General features: G+C 59.7%; 16 protein-coding genes. 6 read left to right on the plus strand and 10 right to left on the minus strand.

Annotated features, from left to right (window positions below; translation table 11 throughout):
* Window positions 1-119 precede the first annotated feature (119 nt).
* Both QRN33_RS23380 and QRN33_RS23385 read right to left on the minus strand, forming a co-directional pair.
* Window positions 120-3,191 carry an efflux RND transporter permease subunit gene (locus tag QRN33_RS23380; protein ID WP_042606963.1) on the minus strand — a complete coding sequence of 1,024 codons (3,072 nt, stop codon included), beginning with the start codon at window positions 3,189-3,191 and terminating at the stop codon, window positions 120-122.
* Window positions 3,192-3,197: 6 nt separating this feature from the next.
* A complete protein-coding gene (locus QRN33_RS23385) occupies window positions 3,198-4,298 on the minus strand; it encodes an efflux RND transporter periplasmic adaptor subunit (RefSeq protein WP_285410383.1) in 1,101 nt (366 codons plus the stop codon).
* A gap of 94 nt (window positions 4,299-4,392) precedes the next feature.
* Here QRN33_RS23385 and QRN33_RS23390 point away from each other — a divergent pair, with 94 nt between their 5' ends.
* A complete protein-coding gene (locus QRN33_RS23390) occupies window positions 4,393-5,028 on the plus strand; it encodes a TetR/AcrR family transcriptional regulator (protein WP_064364271.1) in 636 nt (211 codons plus the stop codon).
* 107 nt (window positions 5,029-5,135) lie between these two features.
* On the opposite strand, the gene QRN33_RS23395 is transcribed toward QRN33_RS23390, so the two are convergent.
* Complete coding sequence (locus QRN33_RS23395) at window positions 5,136-5,918, minus strand: class I SAM-dependent methyltransferase (RefSeq protein WP_042607052.1); 783 nt, start codon at window positions 5,916-5,918, stop codon at window positions 5,136-5,138.
* A 93-nt stretch (window positions 5,919-6,011) separates the two neighbouring features.
* Here QRN33_RS23395 and QRN33_RS23400 point away from each other — a divergent pair, with 93 nt between their 5' ends.
* Window positions 6,012-6,632 (plus strand): hypothetical protein, encoded by a 621-nt coding sequence (locus QRN33_RS23400; protein ID WP_042606960.1) that lies wholly within the window; start codon window positions 6,012-6,014, stop codon window positions 6,630-6,632.
* 3 nt (window positions 6,633-6,635) lie between these two features.
* Here QRN33_RS23400 and QRN33_RS23405 read toward each other — a convergent pair whose 3' ends face one another.
* From QRN33_RS23405 to ppc, 7 genes are all read right to left on the minus strand, one after another.
* A complete protein-coding gene (locus tag QRN33_RS23405; RefSeq protein WP_065615300.1) occupies window positions 6,636-7,328 on the minus strand; it encodes an extensin-like domain-containing protein in 693 nt (230 codons plus the stop codon).
* 2 nt (window positions 7,329-7,330) lie between these two features.
* Window positions 7,331-8,167, minus strand: coding sequence for an isocitrate lyase/PEP mutase family protein (locus tag QRN33_RS23410; RefSeq protein ID WP_285410387.1), 837 nt, complete (start codon window positions 8,165-8,167; stop codon window positions 7,331-7,333).
* Between the two features lie 30 nt (window positions 8,168-8,197).
* Entirely contained in the window at window positions 8,198-9,058 is an 861-nt protein-coding gene (locus tag QRN33_RS23415; protein WP_285410389.1) for a DUF72 domain-containing protein, read from the minus strand.
* A complete protein-coding gene (locus tag QRN33_RS23420; RefSeq protein ID WP_024011752.1) occupies window positions 9,058-9,366 on the minus strand; it encodes a hypothetical protein in 309 nt (102 codons plus the stop codon). Before QRN33_RS23420 ends, QRN33_RS23415 begins: the two co-directional genes overlap by 1 nt.
* Window positions 9,367-9,676: 310 nt before the next feature.
* Entirely contained in the window at window positions 9,677-10,351 is a 675-nt protein-coding gene (gene tsaB, locus QRN33_RS23425) for a tRNA (adenosine(37)-N6)-threonylcarbamoyltransferase complex dimerization subunit type 1 TsaB (protein ID WP_285410391.1), read from the minus strand.
* Between the two features lie 95 nt (window positions 10,352-10,446).
* The gene (adk, locus tag QRN33_RS23430; RefSeq protein ID WP_042606954.1) at window positions 10,447-11,097 is read right to left on the minus strand and encodes an adenylate kinase; all 651 of its coding nucleotides are present in this window, start codon (window positions 11,095-11,097) and stop codon (window positions 10,447-10,449) included.
* Window positions 11,098-11,397: 300 nt separating this feature from the next.
* Window positions 11,398-14,028 carry a phosphoenolpyruvate carboxylase gene (gene ppc, locus QRN33_RS23435; protein WP_083352020.1) on the minus strand — a complete coding sequence of 877 codons (2,631 nt, stop codon included), beginning with the start codon at window positions 14,026-14,028 and terminating at the stop codon, window positions 11,398-11,400.
* A gap of 212 nt (window positions 14,029-14,240) precedes the next feature.
* Between ppc and QRN33_RS23440 the strand changes: the two genes are divergently transcribed.
* The 4 genes from QRN33_RS23440 to QRN33_RS23455 all read left to right on the plus strand — a co-directional run bounded on the left by QRN33_RS23440 (window position 14,241) and on the right by QRN33_RS23455 (window position 18,624).
* On the plus strand, window positions 14,241-14,585 hold the full coding sequence (locus tag QRN33_RS23440; RefSeq protein WP_042606952.1) for a hypothetical protein: 345 nt from the start codon (window positions 14,241-14,243) through the stop codon (window positions 14,583-14,585).
* A 355-nt stretch (window positions 14,586-14,940) separates the two neighbouring features.
* On the plus strand, window positions 14,941-15,345 hold the full coding sequence (locus QRN33_RS23445; RefSeq protein WP_024011747.1) for a DUF4398 domain-containing protein: 405 nt from the start codon (window positions 14,941-14,943) through the stop codon (window positions 15,343-15,345).
* 55 nt (window positions 15,346-15,400) lie between these two features.
* Complete coding sequence (gene lptF / locus QRN33_RS23450; protein ID WP_285410397.1) at window positions 15,401-16,189, plus strand: lipotoxin F family OmpA-related lipoprotein LptF; 789 nt, start codon at window positions 15,401-15,403, stop codon at window positions 16,187-16,189.
* Between the two features lie 164 nt (window positions 16,190-16,353).
* Complete coding sequence (locus tag QRN33_RS23455; protein ID WP_285410399.1) at window positions 16,354-18,624, plus strand: hypothetical protein; 2,271 nt, start codon at window positions 16,354-16,356, stop codon at window positions 18,622-18,624.
* Window positions 18,625-18,664 lie beyond the last annotated feature (40 nt).

The following is an 18,664-nucleotide window of genomic DNA, read 5'->3' on the forward strand; positions in this document are numbered from 1 at the left end:
GTTTGAAAAAGGTGACCCGCCGTAAGGGCGGAACCGTAATCAGCAACACCCGCAGAAACGGATATACACCCAAAACACCCAAAGCATGGTCGGCCCTCAGGCCGCCACGCAACCACAACTCAAACGGAGTCTTTGCGAACCCTGAACCAAGCCGCATACAACGCCGGCAAAAACAACAAAGTCAGCGCCGTTGCGACAATCAACCCACCCATGATCGCCACCGCCATCGGCCCGAAAAACACACTGCGCGACAACGGAATCATCGCCAGCACCGCCGCCAGCGCCGTCAGCACAATCGGCCGAAAGCGCCGCACCGTCGCCTCGATGATCGCCTGCCAAGGCCTGAGCCCGGCAGCAATATCCTGCTCGATCTGATCCACCAGAATCACCGAGTTGCGCATGATCATCCCGGACAATGCGATGGTCCCCAACATCGCCACAAACCCGAACGGCTGCCGGAACACCATCAGAAACAGCGTCACCCCGATCAACCCCAGAGGTGCAGTGAGAAACACCATCGCCGTACGCGAGAAACTGCGCAGTTGCACCATCAGCAAGGTCAGTACCACGACAATAAACATCGGCACCCCGGCATTCACCGACTTCTGCCCGCGCTCGGAATCCTCCACCGTGCCGCCGACATCCAGCAGATAACCATCGGGCAATTCGGCGCGAATCGGGTCAAGCGTCGGCATGATCTGTTTGACCAGCGTCGCCGGTTGCTCCTTGCCATAAATATCGGCACGCACGGTCACGTTCGGCAGGCGGTTGCGGTGCCAGATGATGCCTTCCTCGAAGCCATACTCCAGCGTGGCAATCTGCGACAGCGCCACACTGCGGCCATTATCGGTCGGCACCGCGAGGCTCGGCAACAAGGACAATTCAGTGCGTTCATGCACGGTGCCGCGCAGCAGAATCTCGATCAATTCGTTATCTTCGCGATACTGGCTGACCGTTGAGCCGACCAGGGAACTCTGGAGGAATTTCGCCAGATTGGCGGTGCTCACGCCAAGTGCACGGGCGCGGTCCTGGTCGATGTTCAGGTAGACGACTTTGCTCGGCTCTTCCCAGTCCAGATGCACATTGACCACATGCGGGTTCTCGCGAACCTTCGCCGCCACTTTGCGCGCCAGCGCTCGAACCTCTTCAATGTGTTCGCCGGTGACGCGGAACTGCACCGGATAGCCAACCGGCGGACCGTTTTCCAAACGAGTAACCCGCGAACGCAGGGCCGGGAATTGTTCGTTGAGGGTTTCGATCAACCAGTTGCGCAGCGCTTCACGCTCTTCGATGGTTTTCGCCAACACCACAAACTGGGCAAAACTCGCCGCCGGCAATTGCTGATCCAGCGGCAGGTAGAAACGCGGCGAGCCAGTGCCGACATAGGCCACATAATTCTCGATACCGGCGTGCTCCTTGAGCAGCGCCTCGAGGCGTTTGACTTCACTGGTGGTGTTGGCCAGCGAAACGCCTTCGGCGAGTTTCAGATCAACCATCAACTCCAGCCGGTTCGAAGCCGGGAAGAACTGCTGCGGGACGAAACGGAACAGCATCACCGAGGCGATGAACAGGCCCACGGTCAGCACGATCACAGTCTTGCGATGCGCCACGCACCACTCCACCAGTCGCCGCACGCGCTGATAAAACGGCGTCGCGTACGGGTCCGGCTGACCATCGCCAGTGCCGTGTTTTGCCGCATGAATTTTCGCCAGATCCGGCAGGAGTTTTTCCCCCAGATACGGCACGAACATTACCGCCGCGACCCATGAGGCCAGCAAGGCAATGGTCACCACTTGGAAAATCGAGCGGGTATATTCGCCAGTGCCGGACTGCGCAGTGGCAATCGGCAGGAAGCCGGCGGCGGTGATCAACGTGCCGGTGAGCATCGGAAACGCCGTACTGGTCCAGGCATAACTTGCCGCGCGAATGCGATCGAAACCCTGCTCCATTTTGATCGCCATCATTTCCACGGCGATGATCGCGTCGTCCACCAGAAGCCCCAGCGCCAGTACCAGTGCACCGAGGGAGATCTTGTGCAGGCCGATCCCGAGGTAGTACATGCAGGCGAAGGTCATCGCCAGCACCAGCGGAATGGTCAACGCGACGACCATGCCAGTGCGCACGCCGAGAGAGAAGAAACTCACCAGCAGGACGATCGCCAGCGCTTCGACCAACACCTGAACAAACTCGCCGACCCCGGTTTTCACTGCGGCCGGCTGATCGGAGACCTTGCGCAGCTGCATCCCGGCCGGGAGATTTTTCTGGATCCGCGAAAATTCGCCTTCCAGCGCTTTGCCCAGCACCAGAATGTCGCCGCCATCCTTCATCGCCACGGCCAGACCGATCGCATCGTCGCCCATGAAACGCATGCGCGGCGCCGGGGGGTCGCTGAAACCGCGACGCACATCGGCGATATCGGAGATGCGGAACGTACGATCGGCGACGCGGATCGGAAAGTTCTTTATCTCATCGACTGTCTGAAAATTCCCTGAAACGCGTAGCTGCAAGCGCTCGCTACCGGTTTCGAAGAACCCCGCCGTAGAGACCGCGTTCTGCTCCTCCAGCGCCTGCTGCACCGCTGCCAGCGGCAAGCCGAGGGTGGCGAGTTTGACGTTGGACAGCTCGACCCAGATCTTCTCGTCCTGCAGGCCGAGCAGTTCGACCTTGCCAACGTCCTTGACCCGTTGCAGCTGGATCTGGATGCGGTCGGCGTAATCCTTGAGCACGGCGTAATCGAAACCGTCGCCGGTCAGCGCGTAGATATTGCCGAAGGTGGTGCCGAACTCGTCGTTGAAAAACGGCCCCTGGATTCCCGGCGGCAAGGTCTGGCGGATGTCGCCGACCTTTTTGCGCAATTGATACCAGAGGTCGGGGATTTGCTTGGAGTGCATCGAATCGCGGGCAATGAAAGTGACCTGGGATTCGCCGGGGCGGGAGAACGACATGATGCGTTCGTACTCGCCGGTTTCCATCAGCTTCTTTTCGATGCGTTCGGTGACCTGGCGCGAGACTTCCTGCGCGGTCGCACCGGGCCAGCGGGTCTGGATGACCATCGCCTTGAAGGTGAACGGCGGGTCTTCGCTCTGGCCGAGTTTGGTGTAGGACAGCGCGCCGACAACGGCGAGCAAAAGCATCAGGAACAGTACGATCTGGCGATTACGCAACGCCCATTCGGAGAGGTTGAAGCGCATCGGGGCTTACTCCTTGTTCGCCAGATTGACCACACGGTTGGAGCGATCCACCGGTCGCACCTGCTGACCATCGAGCAACACATGGACGCCGGCGGCCACCACCCAGTCGCTGGCATTCAGGCCTTGGAGGACTGCCACGCTTTTCTCGCCGAACGGGCCGACCCGCACCGGGGTTTTCTTCAACGTGTTGTTGCCGTTGACCACCCAGACGTAGGTCGCGCCGTTCTCAGCGGTCAGCGCCGAAAGCGGAATGGACAGCGAAACACTGTCGGCCGCTTGCACGAACACCCGGGCGCTCTGCCCCAATTGCGCCGGGACTTTGCCGCTGGTGAAGGAGATACGCGCGGCAAAGGTGCGAGAGCGCGGGTCGGCGGATGGCGACAGCTCGCGGATCTGCCCGGCGAAGCGTTGATTCTGCTGTGCCCACAATTCCACGGTCACTGGCTGACCGACCTTGAAGCGGCCGAAGCTTTGCTCCGGCAGACTGATCAGGACTTCGCGCTCGCCGTCGGTGGCGAGGGTGAACACGGTTTGCCCGGCGGCGACCACTTGGCCGACTTCCACCGAACGCTTGGCCACCACACCGTCCTGTGGCGCACGCAGCACCGCGTAACTGGCCTGGTTGGTCGATACGTTGAATTCGGCTTTGATTTGTTTAAGGCGGGCTTCGCCGGAGCGGTATAGATTTTCCGCGTTGTCGTAGGCCGAGCGGCTGACCATCTGCCGCTCCATCAGGGTTTTGTAGCGATCGCGCTCGGCGCGCACCAGGTTCAGATTGGCCTCGGCGGCGGCGACCTGCGCGCGGGTGGCCTCCAGTTGCAATCGTGCGTCTTGCGGATCGAGTTCGGCCAAGGGCTGATCGGCCTTGACCCGCTGACCTTCGTCGACCAGTCGTCGGCTGACTTTGCCGCCGATGCGGAACGCCAGATCAGGCTCATAACGGGCGCGAACCTCGCCCGGATAACTTTCCATCGCCTGCGCCGAAGGCTCGGGTTGCACCACCATGGCCGGTCGCACGGTGACTTTCGTCACCTCTTCCTGACCGCACGCCGATAACAGGAACGCCAGACTGACTGGCACGGCAAAGGACAACGCATGGCGGAACATGGTGACGGACCTTTCGCGAATGAGGCTTGGAATATTTATACTGGCGGGTATGGTATTAATAGCAAACTCACCAGTCCAGTATTAAAAGCGAAGAATGTCGAACAATCTTTCAGCTCCAAACGGCCCGGGCCGCCCCAAGGATCTGGCCAAGCGCCAGGCGATCCTCGACGCGGCGAAAACCCTGTTTCTCTGTCATGGCTACGCCAACACCAGCATGGACGCGGTCGCCAGCGAGGCCGGCGTGTCGAAGCTGACGGTCTACAGCCATTTCAACGACAAGGAGACGCTGTTTTCCGCCGCCGTCGTCGCGAAATGCGAGGAACAACTGCCGCCGCTGTTCTTCGAGTTGCCGGAAAACATCCCGGTGGAAAATGTGTTGCTGAACATTGCCCGAGGCTTCCACCAACTGATCAACAGCGATGAATCAGTCAACCTGCACCGCTTGATCATGGCGCTGGGCAGCCAGGACCCGAAGCTGTCGCTGATCTTCTTCGAGGCCGGCCCCGAGCGTGTGGTCAACGGCATGGAAGGTTTGCTGGCGAAGATCCATGCGAGCGGCGCGCTGAGCATCGACCAGCCACGCAATGCCGCTGAGCATTTCTTCTGCCTGATCAAAGGCGCGGGAAATTTCCGTTTGCTTTATGGCTGCGGCGAGCCGCTGACGGGTGAGGCGGCGGAGCGCCATGTAAGGGAGGTGGTGGGGTTGTTTATGAGGGCGTACAAACCCTGACAGTTTTGCGGTGCTTGTGCAGACCGCTTCGCGAGCAGGCTCGCTCCCACATTGGAATGCATTTCAACTGTGGGAGCGAGCCTGCTCGCGAATGGGGCGACGCGGTCTCAGGGCTTCAGCGCTTTTTTAGGATAAATGTCATACCGGCTCGATTTGCCATCCAGCGCATGGCTCGGTTTCGGCCCTTCGATGCACGGTGCCTTGCGCGGGCGTTTGACGACTACCCGGTGCGTGGCCAGCGCCAGCGCCGCTTCAAGCAGGGCCGGTGCATCCGGATCATCACCGACCAGCGGGCGAAACAGGCGCATTTCCTTTTTCACCAACGCGGTTTTCTCGCGATGCGGGAACATCGGGTCGAGATAGATCACCTGCGGCGGCTCCCCTTCCCAACTGCGCATCACTTCGATGGAGTTGCCCTTGAGCAATTTCATCCGCGCCACGATCGGCGCCACGTCGAAATCTTCCGCCGCCCGCGCCAGCCCATCCTCGAGCAGCGCGCCGATCAACGGCTGACGCTCGATCAGGCTCATCTCACAACCCAGACTGGCCAGCACGAACGCATCCTTGCCCAGCCCTGCCGTGGCGTCCAGCACGCGCGGACGCACGCCTTGGGCGATGCCGACCGCTTTGGCGATCATCTGCCCGCTGCCGCCGCCATACAAACGCCGGTGCGCCGCGCCGCCTTCGACAAAGTCGACCCGCACCGGGCCCGGGGCGTCCGGACCAAGCTGCTGCAACTGCAACCCCTGCTCGCCGACCTGCAAGGCGAACTCGCCGTCCGCCTCGCCGAGCGGCAGGCCGAGACGCTCGGCCCAGTGCTCGGCTTGTGCTTGAAACGTCGGGGCGAGGGCCTGGACTTGGATGCGGCAGGCCGCGGGTGACTCGATCATGAAAAAACGCTCAAAAAAGTTAAGGATCGACAAAAAACCGCCGATAAACCATTCAACGCGCATTTTGCCAGAGCTGAGCGGCAACCGAAAAAAATGTCAGGCATTCTTCCCACATCGATTGGCTACGTTTCGCCCCATGGCGACTTCAGCCGTCATAACACTCAAGCACTGAGCGGCGTCAGTCACCTGTGGCAGGATTTCTTTGCCCAGGCCCTGGCCGAACAGACGAGTGAAGTGGTGCCGGCCTGTGGCACGTTTCCACCGGTTGACTTGAACAGCCCGGAAGAACCGACCGTTGGCAGCGAGCTGCACGCGCACATCGTCAGCCAGCGCGAGTGCGATGTGGTTGAAACCGAAGTTCGCCCGCCAGAGCCGCTGTTCCTGCCAATCGCTGAATTCGAAATGGAGCTGCTGGACAAGCCGTTCCCACCGTTCCCGCCAGAAGAACTCAAAGCCCAGCAAGAGCAGCAGGATTTCGATAGCAGTTGGGTGCGACCGATCGTGATCAACAATGGCCAGCCGCTGCCTGAGCCAGGCCCCGCTCCGCAAAAACGCCCACTGTACCTGCCGATCGCCGAGTTCGACCTGGACTTGCTGCAGAAGCCGTACCCACCGTTCCCGCCGGAAGAAATCGTCGAGCAGCAGAAGGCCCTGGACTTCGACAACGGCTGGGCTCGCCCGATCGTTCTGCAGAACCTGCGCCTCGCCGCCTGACCCTCAGCGACACACGCTCCAGCGCCCGACATCGACATGAAAGTGATTGCGATGGGCGGCGTTGTAATCCGGGCTCAACACCACACTGAATGACTCACAGGCGCCATCGCGCACCTGGCGCAGAAACTGTGCGTCCTGATTTTGTTTGGGCCAATCCTTGAGCACGCTGATCGTGCGTCCATCAGCCAGGCGGAAGCCGGCGATGTCCAGCGCGTCGGCACTGGCGTGCCGACTGAGGGCGCCGTTCTCACGGTTGTAGACATTGCGACAGGCGAAGCTGCCGAGATGGTCGACACGCGTGACTTTCTGGCCATACACCGATTGCGCGACCGGTTGCAGGGTGTGGTGTTCGAACATCGCGTAGGCCACCGCCAGCGGGCAGCTGGCGATGAAACTGCTGCTCAGCGCCACTTCACCGCCCTGCACACGCAGAGCGCCGATCAGCGGGCACTTCGCACCGGGACTGTCGGCCTGGCGGCTGACGCGCAGATCCGCGCTGCCCAGCGCCTGTGCGCACAGCTCAGGATCGCTGCGCAGGCGCATGAGTTTGTAACCGGTCAGCCAGTTGGGCGCGGCTTTTACGTCCAGCGGTGCCCACGGATTCCATTGCGCTGGCACGTCCAGCCAGCCGCGCCAGACACTGACCGCTGCACCGCCGATCGCCAGCAACACCAACCAGAACAGCCAACGCCCCATGCTCAGTCCTTGAAGAATTGATTGGCCCTGGCGTACGGCATCGACTGCGACGTAAAGCCAAACGTGCCGGACTGCTGGATTTCTTCAGCCGCGCGGAAAAATTCGCCGAACGCCGCCAGCGCCAGCGCCGATCCGGTGCTGATCCGCCGTACGCCCATTTCCTCGAGCTGTTGTACGGTCAGTTTCAAACCGCCAGACATCAACACATTGACCGGTTTCGGCGCCACGGCCTGCACCACTGCGCGCACTTCTTCGGCGCTGCGCAAACCCGGCGCATAAAGAACGTCGGCACCTGCGGCGGCAAATGCCTGCAAGCGGCGAATGGTGTCATCGAGGTCGGGATTACCGTGCAGGTAGTTTTCCGCGCGAGCGGTGAGGACAAAGGGAAACGGCAGCGTGCGCACCGCGGCGACGGCGGCTTCAATGCGCGCCACGGCGTGTTCGAAGCAATAGATCGGCGCGTCCGGACGCCCCGTGGCATCTTCGATCGAACCACCCACCGCCCCCGCCTCGGCTGCGCGCAGAAGACTCTGCGCAGCCTCGACCGGGTCATCGGCAAAGCCGTTTTCCAAATCCACCGCCACCGGCAGATCAGTCGCTGCGACGATCGCGCGGACATTGGCCAGGGTCTCGTCGAGACTCAACGCGCCGTCCGCCTTGCCTTGGGAGAACGCGTAACCGGCGCTGGTGGTGGCCAAGGCCGAATAACCCAGACTGGCGAGCATCTTCGCCGAACCGGCGTCCCACGGATTGGGAATCACGAAAGTCCCTTGACGATCATGCAGGGCTTTGAAGGCTTGGGCTTTACGCAGTTGCGCCTGACTGGCTTGGACGTTCATCGACGGGCTCCCGGGCAGAAAAAAACCGCCTCAGAGCAAGCCAAGCTGCTCGACGGCGGGTTCTCTGTATAGCTCAGGCAGCGCGGGCAAGCCAGGCAAACGTTGCATCAGTTGCGCGTGAAAACGTTGCGCGAGTTTCGCTGCCAACAGGTTGTCGGCGGTGTGCAGAAAGATGTACGGGGTGCGGCCCTCTTCGATCCATTCGGCAATTTTCGCCACCCACGGCACGAGAAACGCATCGTTGGCCTCAAGCTCGGGATGGCCGATGAAGCGCACCTGCGGAAACTGCGTGAACGCTGCGGGACGGGTCGGCACGCGTGGCTTTTTCGATTGCGCGTGGATCACCGAAGACTCGGTCGACAGGCAACTGAACAGCGCACGCGGGTCGAGACAGATGCGCTCCACGCCGCGATCCAGCAGCAGGCGATTGAGCAGGCGCTCGCTCTCGCCCTTGGCGAAGAACTGTTCATTGCGTACTTCCACCGCAAGCGGGCAATCCAGCGCGTCGATGAACGCCACCAGTTCCGGCAGACGCTGCGGTGTAAAGCTTTTCGACAATTGCAGCCACAGCGGCGAAACACGCTCGCCCAACGGCTTGAGTAATTGCAGGAAGGTTTCGGCAGCAGTCAGTTGCTCGCGCAGGTCGCCACTGTGACTGATGTCGCCGGGGAATTTGGCGGTAAAGCGAAAGTGCGCCGGCATGATCTCGGCCCAGCGCTGCACAGTGGCTGGCGAAGGGCTGGCGTAGAAGGTGGTGTTGCCTTCGACGGCGTTGAACACCTGGCAATAGAGAGCGAGAAAATCGGAGGTTTTTGCATCTACCGGATACATATACTCGCGCCAGGCATTTTCGCTCCAGGACGGACATCCGAGGTAGTAAGGCAGATCCATCAGATATACAGATCGAGGCCCAGCACGTCCGCATCCCAATCGACAAAACCGGCAGTACTCAGGTAGCTGGCCAACGCCATCGCTACGCTTTTCTTCATTGCGCGGTGGTAGATCATGTCTTGCTGACGGGCAGGCAGGTTGCTCAGACGTTGCGCGGTGGCTTGGGCAGCACGGGCGGCCAACTGCTCTTCGCTCGGGAATTCCAGCTCGCCGTCGATGATGTCGACGGACTCATCCAGCGCCGCATTGCCTTTGCGCGGCTTGCGCTTGATGGGATAGGACTGAGTGGAAACGCCGTCTATACGCATAATGTCATGCTCGGTATCGATGATGGCAATTTAGCGGCACTTGACCGACTTAGCAAACCGCCGAGTGATAACTAGAACACAGAAAGCGCAAAAGGTTTTAAGCGAGGGGGTAGAAACTGACGATTGACTGGATTAGGGATAAGGCACTGAATACCCGGCGGGCGCTTTTGTGGCGAGGGAGCTTGCTCCCGCTGGGCAGCGAAGCGGCCCCGTTTATTCATCAGTCAAATCGCGAATGCAGGGTTTGCGACTGCTGCGCAGCCGAACGGGAGCAAGCTCCCTCGCCAAAGGGAACAGCACAGACCGGAGATCAGCGGGCTTTGGGGGTGGCGACTTTATCGCGCAGGTAAACCGGCTGGGCGTCATCCGCCGGGATCGATTCGCCGCGCTCCCAGGCGAAACGCGCCAGCGTCAGCAGGTCTTCAGCGTGGGGCAACATGCCGGCGTCGGAGCCGCTCAGATTGACCGCAATGCGCTCACCATAACCCCAACCGGTTCCGGCACCGAACCAGTCGCCGCTGGCATCGGCCGGCAACGCAGCCACTTCCGGCGGCAGCACGGCTTCGGCGCCAACCAGACGCATCTCCCCCGCCGTCTCGCGATAGCAGCCCCAATACACTTCATCCATCCGCGCATCGATGGCGGCCGCGACCTGGCTGACGCCCTTCTCACGCAAGGCACGCTGCGCCAACACCGCAAGATTGGATACCGGCAGCACCGGACGATCCAGCGCGAACGCCAAACCTTGCACTACGCCGATGGCAATCCGCACACCGGTAAACGCGCCCGGGCCACGACCGAAAGCGATGGCGTCGACCGCTTGCAATGTGGTGCCCGCATCGGCGAGCAATCGCTGGATCATCGGCAGCAGCTTCTGCGCGTGCAAACGCGGGATCACCTCGTAATGGCTCGTGACCTTGCCGTCATGCAGCAAGGCAACGGAGCAAGCTTCAGTCGCGGTGTCCAGGGCCAGCAAGGTGCTCATCGATGTTTCCAAAACAGGGGTGGGAAAAAAGTGCGTCAGTATAAACAACTACGGCCCGCAAGCGGGCCGTGGATTGATGCTGCGGTTCAGACTTTTCAGCTCAGCGCGGCCAGCACCTTGGCGGTGATCGCATCGACCGAACCCACGCCTGGAATGTGGCTGTACTTCGGCTTGCCACCATTGGCGGCAGACAGGTTCTGGTAGAACTCCACCAGCGGCTTGGTCTGCGAATGGTAGACCGACAGACGATGACGCACGGTTTCTTCGGTGTCGTCCTTGCGCTGCACCAGCTCTTCGCCGGTGATGTCGTCCTTGCCAGCCAGTTTCGGCGGGTTGTAGACGATGTGGTAAACGCGGCCGCTGGCTTCGTGAACACGGCGACCGGCGATGCGCTGGACGATTTCTTCGTCTTCAACAGCGATTTCCACCACGGCGTCCAGTTCGACACCGGCAGTGACCAGTGCTTCGGCCTGCGGAATGGTGCGCGGGAAGCCGTCGAACAGGAAACCGTTGGCGCAATCAGGTTGAGCGATGCGGTCCTTGACCAGCGCGATGATCAGGTCATCCGACACCAGGCCGCCGGCATCCATGATGCTCTTGGCTTGCACGCCCAGGGGAGTGCCAGCCTTGACCGCAGCACGCAGCATGTCGCCGGTGGAGATTTGCGGAATGCCGAATTTCTCGGTGATGAACTTTGCCTGAGTACCTTTACCGGCCCCGGGAGCTCCCAGCAGAATGACGCGCATCGATGTGCTCCTCAATTTTTTATATAAAAGCTTTACAAAACAAAGGATTCGCACGTAACCGGCGGATCCTGAAAATACGGGTCGTGGCCGCACAAACGGCCAAAGGCTGATCAAGATACACAGCAGGCTGCGCCCACACAAGACGCCAAAAGTCGGAGAAACCGACGCCCGCCGTGACCTCGCGACGCGGTAACCCAAGTCGCAACCCCTACATTAACTGTCGCCTCGCGGCACTTTCCTACAGCAGGAGAAGCGGCATCCGACCCTCATCGCGAATGCCGCCTGACGTGATCAGCAACCTTAGCCGGTATTGCGCAAGCCGGCGGCAATCCCCGCTACAGACACCAGCAGCGCCTGTTCCACCGGGCTGCCCTGCTCGACTTCCTGCTGCCGCGAGCGCGCCAACAACTCCGCCTGCAATAGATGCAGCGGGTCGAGGTAGGTGTTGCGCAAGCGGATGAATTCGAGGGTGTCCGGGCTGTGCGCCAGCAGCTGCGACTGCCCGGTCAGACCGAGCACCACCGAGCAAGCCTGCGACAATAGGTCGCGTAACTGCGCGCCCAACGGCAGCAGTTCGGCTTCGACCAGACGCTCGTCGTAGGACTGCGCAATATCCGCGTCGGCTTTGGCCAGAACCATTTCCAGCATGTCGATGCGGGTGCGGAAGAACGGCCATTGCTCGCGCATCTGCCCGAGCAACTCCCCCTCGCCGCGCTCCAGGGCCTTGCTCAGCGCCGTCTCCCAACCGAGCCAGGCCGGCAGCATCAGCCGCGTTTGGGTCCAGCCGAAAATCCACGGGATCGCCCGCAGGCTTTCGATACCGCCGGCACGACGTTTGGCGGGACGACTGCCCAAAGGCAAACGTCCCAGTTCCTGCTCCGGGGTCGACTGACGGAAATACTCGACGAATTGCGGATTTTCCCGCACCACCTGGCGGTAAGCGCTGACACCGTCAGCCGCCAATTCGTCCATCAGATGCCGCCATTCAGGGGTCGGCGGCGGCGGTGGCAGCAAGGTCGCTTCGAGCACGGCGGCCAGATAGAGATTGAGGTTTTGCTCGGCGATGTCTGGCAGGCCGAATTTGAAACGAATCATTTCGCCCTGCTCGGTGGTCCGGAAGCGCCCCGCCACTGAGCCCGGCGGCTGCGACAGAATCGCCGCGTGGGCCGGGCCGCCACCACGGCCCACGGTGCCGCCGCGACCGTGGAACAACAACAGTTCGACTTGCTGCTCGCGGCAGATTTCCACCAGGCGCTCCTGCGCGCGATATTGCGCCCAGGCCGCAGCGGTGGTGCCGGCATCCTTGGCCGAATCGGAATAGCCGATCATCACTTCCTGCGGGCCGTGCAGGCGCGCGCGATAGCCCGGCAACAGCAATAGACGTTCCATCACCGGCCCGGCGTTATCGAGGTCGGCGAGGGTTTCGAACAGCGGCACTACGCGCATCGGCCGCAGCACACCGGATTCCTTGAGCAGCAGTTGTACGGCCAGCACATCGGAAGCGGCGCCCGCCATGGAGATCACGTAGGAGCCCAGCGACGCAGCAGGCGCGGCGGCGATTTCCTTGCAGGTGTTGAGCACTTCAGCGGTGTCCGCCGACGGTTTGAAATGCGCCGGCAGCAACGGACGACGGTTGCTCAGCTCCTCGGTGAGGAAGTTGATGCGCTGCTCTTCGTCCCAGTCTTCATAGCGGCCGAGGCCGAGGTAATCGGTGATTTCCGTCATCGCCGAACTGTGCCGCGTGGAATCCTGGCGCACATCGAGGCGCACCAGGAACAGGCCGAACGTCACCGCCCGACGCAGGCAATCGAGCAACGGCCCGTCGGCGATAACGCCCATGCCGCATTCGTGCAGCGAGTTGAAACACAGCTGCAAAGGTTCGAGCAGATCGCGATTGTCGTGCAGCACATCGGCGGGTGCCGGGGTCGGCGCGGTCAACGCGGCATGCGCCCAATTGCGCGTAGCTCGCAAGCGTTCGCGCAATTGCTTGAGGACTGCGCGATAGGGTTCGGCGCTGTCGCCTGCCTTGGCCTTCAGCGCGTCGCTGGCCTGCTGCATCGACAGTTCGGCAGCGAGATGATCGACGTCGCGCAGGTACAAATCAGCGGCCATCCAGCGCGCCAGGAGTAAAACTTCTCGGGTCACTGCTGCAGTGACATTGGGGTTGCCGTCACGGTCGCCGCCCATCCACGAGGCAAAGCGAATCGGCGCGGCTTCCAGCGGCAAGCGCAGGCCCGTCGCAGCGAACAGCGCCTGATCGGCCTTGCGCATATGGTTGGGGATCGCCTGCCACAAGGAGTGCTCGATCACTGCAAAGCCCCACTTGGCTTCATCGACCGGGGTCGGTCGGGTGCGGCGGATTTCCTCAGTGTGCCAGGCTTCGGCGATCAGCCGCTGCAGTTTGGTCTGGATCTGCTCGCGCTCGGCGCTGGTCAGGTCGCGATGATCCTGTGCGGCCAGTTGCGCGGCGATCGCGTCGTACTTCTGGATAAGCGTGCGCCGTGCCACTTCGGTCGGGTGTGCGGTGAGCACCAGTTCGATTTCCAGCCGCGCCAGTTGCCGGGCCAGAGATTCAGCGCTGTGGCCTTCACTGCGCAGGCGCGCGAGCAGTTCCGGCAATACCCGCGACTCGAACGGCGCCGGCTGCGACTCCTCGCGGCGATGGATCAGTTGGTACTGCTCAGCGATGTTGGCCAGGTTGAGAAACTGGTTGAAGGCCCGCGCGACCGGAAGCAATTCGTCTTCGCTCAATTGATTGAGACTGGCGCTCAGTTCGGCGTCCATCGAGCCACGCCGGTCGGCTTTGGCGCCCTTGCGAATCTGCTCGATCTTGTCGAGGAACGCCTCGCCGTACTGGTCTCGAATGGTGTTGCCCAACAGCTCTCCGAGCAGGTGAACGTCTTCGCGCAAGCGTGCATCAATATCGGTCATCAGCAGTTCTCCAGCGGTAATCGGGGACAGCGCAGAAATGAATGCTTTGCCAGAGAGTGCCGCTCTGCGCCGCTTCTTACAAGCAGGCGACGAATCGACTTAAACCTTGCGCGCGAAAGCCAGTCTCAACAGTAAGCCGTACGAAGGCCCGCCGCCGGCGCTGCCGGACACTCACCCAGGCCTGCCTGCAGCAGGCGCGAAATGAGGTCATCATGAAAATTCGTGAACTCGCCCAGCATTGGGAAGAAAACGCCAAAGGTCGCCTGACCGACACTGGCTACACGATTCACCTGGATGTGGAATCCGCTGCTCGCCTGGCGGCGATTGCCGAAATGTACCCCAAGCGTCATCCCGAGGAACTGCTCGGCGAACTGATCGGCGCCGCGCTCGAGGAGTTCGAAGCGAGCCTGCCGTATGTGAAGGGTTCAACGGTGGTGGCGACGGATGAGGAAGGTGACCCGTTGTATGAAGATGTCGGCCCGACCCCGCGTTTTCTGGCGCTGTCGCGGCGGCATCTGCATGACTTGTCGTCGGCTGAGAACAAGCAGAAGCACTGACCCGACACAAATCAAAACTGTAGGAGCGAGCCTGCTCGCGATGGCGTTTTCCAGCTACCCCATGCGTGGCTGACCCACCGCTATCGTGAGCGGGCTCACTCCTACAATGGATGGTGACATCCTGAATATTTACCCCGCGCGTACCGCTTCCGACCATCAAAGTTCCCGTCCCAGAGCCTTGTCCAATCGGTCAATTTAATTTTTGGCGATAGGCCATCTTTTCTGAACTTTTCAAAAAAGCCGCCGGTCGGAACTGATAACCACGCCTGGAACGAGCGTTTCAATTCGCGTCAACAAGCGATGCTTTCGGCTCCTCTGCCAGGATGGATTCAGTTGTATTTTCAGGAGATGCCTAATGGAGTTGAAGACCATGAAAACCCAAACCTCGTTTTCCCACCTGCGCGGTCTGAAACTGGCCGCTCTGGCCATCGGCACCAGCTTCGTGCTGGCCGGTTGCGCGGGTAATCCACCGACCGAGCAGTACGCCGTGACCCAATCGGCCGTCAACAGCGCTGTCAGCGCTGGTGGTACCGAGTTCGCTGCAGTGGAAATGAAGCAGGCTCAGGACAAACTGAAACAAGCTGAAATCGCCATGCACGACAAGAAGTATGACGAGGCCCGTCGCCTGTCCGAACAGGCTGAATGGGACGCTCGCGTCGCTGAACGCAAGGCTCAGGCCGCCAAGGCTGAACAGGCTGTGAAGGATTCCCAGAAAGGTGTTCAGGAACTGCGTCAGGAAAGCCAGCGCACTGTGCAGTAAGCGCGCATCCCGACCGCAAAGCTGAAACTCTTACCGATAGAAAGGACGACAAATTATGCGTAAGCAACTGATGATTCCCGCTCTTCTGGCCGCAAGCGTTGCACTGGCTGCCTGCTCCACCCCGCCTAACCCGAACCTGGAACAGGCACGCACCAACTACGCCGGCCTGCAGGCCAACCCACAGGCAAGCAAAGTCGCGGCACTGGAAACCAAAGACGCCAGCGACTATCTGGACAAGGCCGACAAGGCTTATCTGGATAAAGAAGACGCGGCCAAGGTTGACCAACTGGCCTACCTGACCAACCAGCGCGTCGAAGTGGCCAAGCAGACCATCGCCCTGCGCACCGCTGAAAACAACCTGAAAAACGCCGCTGCACAGCGCGCTCAGGCTCGTCTGGATGCCCGTGACCAGCAGATCAAACAGCTGCAGGACAGCCTCAACGCCAAGCAGACCGATCGCGGTACGCTGGTGACTTTCGGTGACGTGCTGTTCGCCACCAACAAGGCTGATCTGAAGTCCAGCGGTTTGGTGAACATCAACAAACTGGCGCAGTTCCTCCAGGAAAACCCGGATCGCAAAGTGATCGTCGAGGGTTACACCGACAGCACTGGCGCCGCGAGCTACAACCAGTCGCTGTCCGAGCGCCGCGCCAACTCCGTGCGCACCGCGCTGGTGAAAATGGGCGTTGATCCAGCGCGTATTGTCACTCAGGGTTATGGCAAGGAATACCCGGTAGCAGATAACGGCAGCGTCTCGGGCCGTGCGATGAACCGTCGTGTGGAAGTGACCATCTCCAACGACAACCAGCCGGTGATGCCACGTTCGGCTGTTAGCTCGAACTAAGCGCCCTGCTGTAACGCAAAAGCCCCGCCTGAGTGATCAGGCGGGGCTTTTCACTTTTTTCTGGATGTATGTCCACTCGTCTATACCTGTAATTTCTGACAGTAGACGTCAATTCACACTTACCGGATATTCCAGCAAGCCAAATTGGTCCAGAGGAAAACTCCATGAAAATCTTTGTTCTATTCATCTTCGCAAGCCTGATTTTCGTTCAAATGGCTTTAGGACAAGCGGTTGAGAACTCGAACCAACGTTCAACTTCACCAGACAACATCAAAACACTTTCCGAGCAGGAATTCGACTATCGCGAAGATGACGCTCTGCCTGTTGAAGAAGAGCCGCAATTAACTGCAGAAATAGTCGGGCGTCAGGTTGTCGGCAGAAAAAAAATCCTGATGGTTGTGGGTCATTGGACGAACGGATTCAACTTCGACAAAGAAAAACTCTGGCAATACACATTTTCGGACGACCCGCTTTCCTTTCGTAATTACATTCAGGAAGCATCTGGAGGAAAACTCCAGGTCGAAGGCGAGATGATCAGTGCCGAATTCGGTCCGAGAAACTGTGGTACAGGACCGGTTTTAACCCTCGCCGACGCGGCCGCAAAAGCTCAGAACAAAACATATGATTATCTGATTGCCGTTGCTGAGTGTGGCGGAGGAGCAGTGGCCTTCCTGCCGGGCAACAAAATGGACATCAGGGGTCAACCTGGCAGTTCCCATGTATTCAACCATGAATTAGGCCACAATCTTGGCTACGGTCATGGCGGCACTTATACGAAATGCCCGAAGACAGACAAGACCGTATTTGCTCCTGATCAGTGCATAACCATTGGCTATGGCGATACTGGCGACTCCGTATCGGGTGGCGGGACGTTGTATCCCGCCCATAATCGTTGGTTTTCCGGGTGGCTAAACGATACACAAGCGGCGGTCATCAATCGCACCGGTCTGTATCGATTGACCACGCTAGGAACCCCCGGCCCTCAGGTCTACACAATCAGGCGACCGGCCACACCCAGTTGGATCGCATTGGAGTTTCGACAACCGACGAGGTTTGATCTGTTTCCTGCCGAAGATAACCGTGTGACTGGCGTGTGGATTCGCTACGCCAATATGGCAGGAAGTGTTTCAAACATTCAGCTTGATGCAACGCCGGAAACGGCTTCCACCAAAGATCCAGCGCTTCAGCCAGGCAGCTCGCTTGAGGACAAGATCGCAAAAATCAAAGTAGCCGTATGTTCGGCTGACAAGACAGGCGCGATCGTTGCGGTCGCAATAAATGGGCAGAACTTGCCTTATTGCACGACAACTGTTCCGTCTCCAATCATTGTAACGCCCATCGTCAACGAAAAAACCGGGCTGAAACCCGTTATTGAAGGCACTGCATGGCCGGGTGCACGAATCGTTGTATCAACTGCAACAACACCAGCGAAAACATTAGGCGAAACGATCGCGGATGCCCATGGCAAATGGTCATTCCAGGCATCCGATAACTTGGCCTTGGGCAAACATACCATTACATCGCAGCAGTTCTTCGGCCCCCGCTCTTCCGGGCTCGCCCCCGGGCGCGCTTTTGAAGTTATCGACATTCCCATAGCGCTTGCTTCAATTCTGACTCCGCTGAAAAACATCCAAACAGGACGACAGCCCGTGGTGACCGGGACGGGCATTGCCGGCGCTACGGTGATGCTGGTTGAACAAAATCAACCGTATAAGATTTTAGCTACGACTGTCATAGACGGTCACGGAAACTGGGCGGTGCAGATCGTAGAGCCATTGCCAACAAGAACCTTTAGCCTCACGGGTTATCAAGTCATCGATGGCAAAAGATCCAGTTGGATCGCTAACCATCCCATTCAGGTCGTAGATACTCCCGCGCCGGCTGAAATCCTTACCCCGGCAAACGACATGTTTACGGGCGTAACCCCTGTTGTAACTGGGACGGGCATTGCCGGCGCAACCGTAACGTTACTTGAACAATACCAACCCTATAAAGCGCTGGCGACTGCTGTAGTGGATGGTCATGGAAATTGGTCGGCGCGAATAGCCAATCCACTAGCACTAAGGAAAGTTAATCTCACCGGCTATCAAGTCATCGACGGCAAGAAGTCGGGTTGGATCACCAACCGTTCCATTCAAGTCGTTGACGCGCCAGCACCTGCATTAATACTTACACCGGCAAAAAATGCTTCCACTGGCCAGCGCCCCGTCATAATGGGTACGGGTATTGCGGGTGCGACCGTGACGTTGCTCGAACACAATCAACCATCTAAATCGTTGGCTACCGCAGTAGTAGATGGCAACGGGAACTGGGCAGCGCAGATTGTCGATCCACTCCCAATAAGAACCTTCCGCCTTACCGGTTATCAAGTCATAGATGGCAAAAAATCTGGCTGGATCGCTGACCATCCGATTAAAGTAGTAGCCGAACCTTGACATGAAAAGCCCCACTTGCATTGGTCATGTAGGGCTTTCA

Origin of the sequence: Pseudomonas sp. FR229a, from assembly GCF_030209115.1 — a bacterium.
Lineage (GTDB): Bacteria > Pseudomonadota > Gammaproteobacteria > Pseudomonadales > Pseudomonadaceae > Aquipseudomonas > Aquipseudomonas moraviensis_A.

Bases quoted from the DNA above. Each gene is read 5' to 3' on its own strand.
- QRN33_RS23380 (WP_042606963.1), bottom strand. From the start codon at position 3,191: ATGCGCTTCAACCTCTCCGAATGGGCGTTGCGTAATCGCCAGATCGTA.
- QRN33_RS23385 (WP_285410383.1), bottom strand. From the start codon at position 4,298: ATGTTCCGCCATGCGTTGTCCTTTGCCGTGCCAGTCAGTCTGGCGTTC.
- QRN33_RS23390 (WP_064364271.1), top strand. From the start codon at position 4,393: ATGTCGAACAATCTTTCAGCTCCAAACGGCCCGGGCCGCCCCAAGGAT.
- QRN33_RS23395 (WP_042607052.1), bottom strand. From the start codon at position 5,918: ATGATCGAGTCACCCGCGGCCTGCCGCATCCAAGTCCAGGCCCTCGCC.
- QRN33_RS23400 (WP_042606960.1), top strand. From the start codon at position 6,012: ATGTCAGGCATTCTTCCCACATCGATTGGCTACGTTTCGCCCCATGGC.
- QRN33_RS23405 (WP_065615300.1), bottom strand. From the start codon at position 7,328: ATGGGGCGTTGGCTGTTCTGGTTGGTGTTGCTGGCGATCGGCGGTGCA.
- QRN33_RS23410 (WP_285410387.1), bottom strand. From the start codon at position 8,167: ATGAACGTCCAAGCCAGTCAGGCGCAACTGCGTAAAGCCCAAGCCTTC.
- QRN33_RS23415 (WP_285410389.1), bottom strand. From the start codon at position 9,058: ATGGATCTGCCTTACTACCTCGGATGTCCGTCCTGGAGCGAAAATGCC.
- QRN33_RS23420 (WP_024011752.1), bottom strand. From the start codon at position 9,366: ATGCGTATAGACGGCGTTTCCACTCAGTCCTATCCCATCAAGCGCAAG.
- tsaB (WP_285410391.1), bottom strand. From the start codon at position 10,351: ATGAGCACCTTGCTGGCCCTGGACACCGCGACTGAAGCTTGCTCCGTT.
- adk (WP_042606954.1), bottom strand. From the start codon at position 11,097: ATGCGCGTCATTCTGCTGGGAGCTCCCGGGGCCGGTAAAGGTACTCAG.
- ppc (WP_083352020.1), bottom strand. From the start codon at position 14,028: ATGACCGATATTGATGCACGCTTGCGCGAAGACGTTCACCTGCTCGGA.
- QRN33_RS23440 (WP_042606952.1), top strand. From the start codon at position 14,241: ATGAAAATTCGTGAACTCGCCCAGCATTGGGAAGAAAACGCCAAAGGT.
- QRN33_RS23445 (WP_024011747.1), top strand. From the start codon at position 14,941: ATGGAGTTGAAGACCATGAAAACCCAAACCTCGTTTTCCCACCTGCGC.
- lptF (WP_285410397.1), top strand. From the start codon at position 15,401: ATGCGTAAGCAACTGATGATTCCCGCTCTTCTGGCCGCAAGCGTTGCA.
- QRN33_RS23455 (WP_285410399.1), top strand. From the start codon at position 16,354: ATGAAAATCTTTGTTCTATTCATCTTCGCAAGCCTGATTTTCGTTCAA.